This is a genomic window from Nocardia sp. NRRL S-836, from assembly GCF_001279525.1.
GTDB lineage: Bacteria > Actinomycetota > Actinomycetes > Mycobacteriales > Pseudonocardiaceae > Lentzea.
The window spans coordinates 1-4647 of sequence record NZ_LGDY01000169.1 but is presented as its reverse complement, the minus strand read 5'-3'; the positions used below and the strand labels follow the sequence as shown (position 1 = coordinate 4647).

General features: G+C 74.5%; 2 protein-coding genes and 1 pseudogene. 2 read left to right on the top strand and 1 reads right to left on the bottom strand.

Features of this window, described 5'->3' with window-relative positions:
* Positions 1-871: 871 nt before the first annotated feature.
* Both ADL03_RS43640 and ADL03_RS43635 read left to right on the top strand, forming a co-directional pair.
* The gene (locus ADL03_RS43640; protein WP_197289171.1) at positions 872-1987 is read left to right on the top strand and encodes a DUF58 domain-containing protein; all 1116 of its coding nucleotides are present in this window, start codon (positions 872-874) and stop codon (positions 1985-1987) included.
* Complete coding sequence (locus tag ADL03_RS43635) at positions 1984-3981, top strand: transglutaminase domain-containing protein (RefSeq protein WP_157529788.1); 1998 nt, start codon at positions 1984-1986, stop codon at positions 3979-3981. The genes ADL03_RS43640 and ADL03_RS43635 overlap by 4 nt, the downstream gene beginning before the upstream one ends.
* A gap of 118 nt (positions 3982-4099) precedes the next feature.
* Here ADL03_RS43635 and ADL03_RS49185 read toward each other — a convergent pair.
* A pseudogene (locus ADL03_RS49185) lies at positions 4100-4647 on the bottom strand (hypothetical protein); the annotation flags it as partial.

The window sequence follows — 4647 nt, the reverse complement described above, 5'->3', positions numbered from 1 at the left end:
CCCCCACCGCGCCCACTCCCCGGACGCGGCGCCCCGCCATCCCTCCCCGCACCCCACCCGCGCCACTCCCACGCGCCGCCACACACGCGGATGCGCCCCTTCCGCGGGCTGCTGCGGCTGCGCCGCTTTCGTGGGCTGCCGCGGGTGCGCTGTTTTTGTGGGCTGCCGCGCACGTGCCGCTTTCGCGCGCTGCCAAGGGTGCGCCGCTTTTGCGAGCTGCTGCGCACGTGCCGCTTTCGCGCGCTGCCACGGCTGCGTCGCTCCCAACGGCTGCCGGGCGCGCATTGCTTCCGCGGGCCGCCGCGCGCGCATGGCGCCAGCAGGTTGCCGTGTGCGCCTTGGCACCGCCGATCGACTCGTGCCAGCGCGGCTTGGCGTGGCCGGTCGCCTTCCGCAGGTGCGGCTTGGTCCAGCAGGTTGCCTGGCGCCGCTCCGGCTCGGCCCGGCCGGTCGGCACGCACCGTTGCGGCTCGGCACTCGGTGCAAGGCACGCCGCCCTGCGGCCCGCCATTTGCCGGGCGGCGCTTGCGGTGCCGCATGCCCTGCCCTCGCATGCCCTACCCCCGTCTGCCCTAGCTCGGTGCGCCATGGTTCTGCGTGCCCCGCACCCGCGCCCGCACGCCTCGGTCTCGCGCTCCCTGCGCCTGCACTCCTTGCCCCAGCGCGTCCTCGCCCTGCGGTCCGCCGTCTGCCGGGCGGTGCTTGCGGCGCCGTGCGCCTTGCCGTCGCACGCCTCGCGCCCGCAGACCTTGCCCCCGCAATTCCTGCCCCCGCCAGCCCTCCACCCACACACCCGGCCCCATCACTCCCTACCCTCGCGCCCGCACACCCTCTCCCCACACCACCTCCCCGCCCCCAGGCGGTGGTCGGCGTGAAAGCCCTCCGTCTCACCCTCCGCGGCACCGGCGCCCTCCTCCTCGGCCTCGCCATGACCGGCGTCGGCCTGTGGTGGCGGTACGCGGGCATGACCGGCTTCGGCCTCGCCCTGACCGCCCTCGTCGTGGCCTCGGTCGTGTCGGTCCTGGTCGCCAGCCCGCTGACCACGGCCCGCACGATCCGCCCGCGCACGGTGCCGCGCCTCTCGCGGTGCAGCGGCCGGCTGGAGCTGTCGACGACCGGGCGCTGGCCCGTGGCGCTCGACGCCGTCGACATGGTGGCGGGTGAGCCGATGGCGGTCGACGTGCCGTTGCTCAGGCCCGGCGTCACCGAGGCGGTGGACTACGCAATCCCGACGGAGCGGCGAGGGGTGTTCGACGTGGGGCCGTTGACGTTGCGGCGCAGGGGATTGGCCGGGCTCGCGCAGGCCAGGACGGTGCTCGGCGAGGTCGTGCAGGTTCGGGTCGTGCCGCGGGTGCTGCCCGTGCGCGGGTTGCCGTCGGGGGCGCGTCGTGGGCAGGTCGGCGCGGACGAGCGGGTCGAGCGCGGTGGCACGGACCTCGTCGGGTTGCGCGAGTACGTTCCCGGTGACGACCTGCGCCGCCTGCACTGGGCCACGTCGGCGCGCACCGGCACGTTGATGATCCGCGAGGACGCCGACCCGGCCCGCCCGCACCTGGCGGTGCTGCTCGACGACAACGCCGCCGCCTACCCCGATCCCGGCCGGTTCGAGGAGGCGGTCGAGGTCGCGGCCTCGCTCGTCACCTCGGCGCTCGAACAGGGACATCCGGTGCGGCTCATGACCACCTCCGGCAGCGCGGACGTCGAGGAGACGCAGGACTCCACGCCGATCCTCGCCACGCTCGCCGACCTGGAGCTGACCGAGCTCGACGGTGCGCTGACCGTGCCCGTGCGGGACCTCGACGTCGTGGCCGTGATCAGCGGCCACACGAGCCCGGCGCTGTTGCTGGAGGCCGGGCGTGCGGCGTTCGGCGCGATGCTCGTGGTCGACGAGCAGAAGCCGGTGGGGGCGGTGGGGGCCGTGCTCGTCGTCACCGGGCCCAAGGTCGAGGACCTGGTCGACTCGTGGAACGCGGTGGTGGCGCGATGAGGTACGCGTGGGTCGCGGCCGTCCTGCTGGTCGCCTCGGTGCAGCTCGCCCAGGCGTGGGACGGCGCGGTCGTCTACTTCGGACTCGCCGCGGTGCTGGGGTTCCTCGCGGTTCCGTTGCGGCGCCTGGTTCCTGCCGGGCTGGCGGGGATCGCGCTCATGACCGTGGCGATGGCCGGTGGCTACTTCGCCGCTCGTGACGCCGTTCCCGGCCGCGACCCGACGCACGTGCTGCTCGACACGGTGCCGCGCCTGCTCACCGCCGCACGGCCCGCGCCCGCAACGCCCGAGCTGCTGGTTCCCGGTCTGCTGCTGGTGTTCGGCGTGTCCGTGGCGACAGTTCTCTCGATCAGCAGGCAGCGCACGGCGTTGTTCGTGCCCGCGCTCGGTGCCGCCGTGCTGTACATGTCCGCCGCGCTGCTCACGGCGGGCAAGGCGGACCGTTACGGCATCACGGCACTGGTGCTCGTCGTGCTGCTCGCGCTCGGCTGGCTGATCATCGACCGCCGCGGTCCCGTCGTGCCGCCCGCGGTGCTCGCCACCGTGCTGGCGGCGCTGACGTTGCTGACGATCGTGTTGCCCACCGGCGGGTTCGAGCCCCGCAAGCTCGTCACCCCGCCGATCACGAACGTCGCGATCTCCAACCCGCTCCCGCAGCTCGCCGCGTGGGCCGCGCGGGGGGAGACGGAGCTGTTCCGCATGCGCGGCCCCGAGGTCCCGGTCCGCCTGGTCACCCTGAGCCGCTACTCCGGCGCCTCCTGGGAGGCCGCCTCCACCTACGGGCCGCTCGGCGTCGTCGCCGCACCGGACCTCCCGGCGGGCGGCAAGTTCCAGGACACGAGCGTCGACCTGACCATCACCGGACTGGACGGCGAGTGGCTCCCCGGCGTCGGCAGGCCGCAGGCCGTGTCGCTGAGCAACGCCATGGTCGACCCCGACACCGGCTCGCTGGTGGTGGCCGACGGCCTGCGCACCGGCCTGAGCTACACCGTCCGCGGCGTGCTGGAGACCCCCGCCGACACGGACCTGGCTGAGGCGGCCGTTCCCACCGACACCCGCTACACCGCCCTGCCGCGCCTGCCGTTCACCCTCGCCGAGTACGCCCGCCAGGCCACCCAGAACGCGCGCACCCCGTACGAGAAGGCCGTTGCGCTCGAACAGGTCGTCCGCCTCAACCGCCGCCCCGACGCCGAGGCCCCGGTCGGCTCCTCCTACGCCCGCCTGGAGACGTTCCTCTTCGGCGCCCCCGGCGAGGCCGGTGCCGGCGCGGGCACCGCGGAGCAGTTCGCCTCCGCCTACGCCGTCCTAGCCCGTGCCGTCGGCCTGCCCACCCGCGTGGTCGTCGGCTTCCAGCCCGTTCCGGAACAGTCCGGCGAACGCGTCGTCCGCGCCGCCGACGCCACCGCCTGGCCGGAGGTCTACTTCACCGGCTGGGGCTGGGTCGCGTTCGACCCGGTCTCCGGCAACGGCAGCGGCCCCAGCGCCGCCTCCAAGCGCGAGGTCCTCAACCGCCTGGCCTCCACCACCGCCAAACCCAGCCCGACCTCCCTGGCCTCGGTGCCGCCCCTGGTCCAGCCCTCGGCCGTCGGCCGGGAGAACGTCGCCGCCCCCGAACCCCGCCAGAGCTTCCCGCTGTGGGCATTAACCCCGGTCCTGCTGTTGCTGGCCCTGTACGTCGCCCGCACGACCCGCCGCGTCCGCCTGCGCGGCGCCGGCCCGGTCGGCGCCTGGAACGACGTGCTGGACTCGTTGCTGCTGGCCGGTCTGCGCCCCCACCCGAGCCGCACGGCACCCGACGTCGGCCGCGAGTGGGGCGAGCCCGGCACCCGGCTGGCCACGATGGTCGACGAGGCGGCCTTCGCACCACAGCCCGCACGCGCCGAGCACAGCTGGCAGCTCGCCCGGCAGGTGAAGAAGGCGGTGCGGAGCAAGGCTTCCTGGTGGCGCAGGCTGCTGTGGACGGTCGACCCGCGCCCGCTGTTCCGCCGCCGCTGACCACCGTCGCACGGTCGGGTTCCGCAGTCAGCGGGACAGGGCCTCAGCGAGGTGCTAGAGGCCTCGTCCTGCGTCGACGAAGAAGCCTTCACCCGCGGCCGGACAAGGGCACCAGGCGTCAGTTCTTCGCCGCGCACACCTTCGCGGAGCTGCCGCGTTCCCCGTTGTACCCGAACGCCGCGATCTGGAAGCACCGCCGCACCCCGCCACCGTCCTCGATGACGTAGCTGGTGCCGCCCCCGGTCACCCGCGTCACGGCCTGCGGTTTGGTACCGGTCACGTCGACCACCACGAACTCGGCCTGCCCGCCGCTCGGGTCGCTCCACTCCAGCTGGATCGCCTTGCCCGCGTACTCGGCGCGTTTGAGCACCGGCACGAACTTGGGGTCGGTGTTCGGGGGTGGTCCGGCGTCGGCGGACTCGGAGGTGGGCACGGGCAACGTCGTGGTCGTGGTCGGCTGGGTGGTGACGGACTCGCCGCGGTTGAGCAGCACGCCCGCCACGACGCCGCCCGCCACGGCGACCACGGCCAGGACGGCGACCACGGCACCGCGGTTGCGGCGGCGGACCGGGGCGGTCATCGGCTCGACCGGCGGTTCGTACGGCGGCAGGTCGACGGTGGGCAGCACGATCGGCGGTGCGGCGGCGGCCGGGGGAGGGGGTGGCG